General features: G+C 60.5%; 1 protein-coding gene. It reads left to right on the top strand.

Annotated features, from left to right (window positions below; genetic code table 11):
* Positions 1 to 324: 324 nt before the first annotated feature.
* Positions 325 to 849 (top strand): AAA family ATPase, encoded by a 525-nt coding sequence (locus BMW72_RS18265; RefSeq protein WP_092113190.1) that lies wholly within the window; start codon positions 325 to 327, stop codon positions 847 to 849.
* The last annotated feature ends 254 nt before the right edge of the window (positions 850 to 1,103 follow it).

Here is a 1,103-nt window from a genome sequence, read left to right as displayed (position 1 = left end):
ATCACAGTCCAACTCGCAAAACTCGGCACCGTGACCACCGACCTTATCTACGAACTCATCCTCGAACGCCCCATCCCTTCCGAGTAACACAAGTGCGCACCCAGCGCAGCCGCGCTGGGACTCTGAGTGACAGGAGGGCCACAAACTCAGCGCAAATGTTCCTCGCGAACGATTCGTTGGAGAACTCTACAGCGCACGACTTGATCACTAGTTCGACGCAACGAATCACCGTCTCCAGATGCCCGCAGGAGGAACCTCGTGCGGGACGGCTGGGCGTAGAGGCCTTTCATGGTCGTCGCTCGGGCATTTCGTTAGCATGGGCGTGTGATCATATGGCTGAATGGCACTCACGGCGTTGGAAAAACGACCACCGCCAAGCTCGTGCAGGAGCTCATCCCAGGATCGCGCGTGTTCGATGCCGAGAAAGTCGGTGAGATGTTGATGGACGTCCACCCTGGGCTGCCCGAGACAGACAACTTTCAGCACTGGCCTCCGTGGCGCCCTCTTGTGGTCGAGACGGCCCGCCACATTCTCGATTACACGGGCGGCACTCTGATAATGCCGATGACGGTCTTGGTTGAGGCGTACTGGCGCGAGATCAGCGACGGATTCGCCGCCTACGACATTCCAGTTCGACACTTCCTGCTCCACACCGACACGAAGACACTTCGTGAGCGCATCATGGGAGACACGGTGATGGGTCCGTCCGGGTTCCGTTTGGCCTACCTCGTCCGGTACGACAAGGCGTTCCGTGGGTGGCTAGGCGCCGAAGCCGGCGTGATCGATACCACCGCATTGACGCCTTCCGAGGTGGGAACGGTCATCGCCGGTGCGATCGGAGTTCTATAGTCGCGCTCGCGCACACACACCCGGCCGCTGAAAGGACCTCCTGCGGGAACGGGCCCGCGGAAACTTGGTTCGCCGCCCGTCTGAGCAAACTTGTCGCGTGTACTTCGCCCGAGGGAACATCCGGCCTGCGTCTCACGGGACAAGAATTCGCGGCTCTGGCCGTCATCCACCCCAAAGGTTTTGAGATATGTGGGTTTCGACACACAGCTGGAGCTACGAGGGTGTGGCTTCCCTCGTCCCCAACGAGGGCGTGG

It is taken from the genome of Cryobacterium luteum (assembly GCF_900110125.1).
Classification (GTDB): Bacteria; Actinomycetota; Actinomycetes; order Actinomycetales; family Microbacteriaceae; genus Cryobacterium; species Cryobacterium luteum.
The sequence above is the reverse complement of the archived record's forward strand: the minus strand, read 5'-3'. Positions and strand labels throughout refer to the sequence as shown.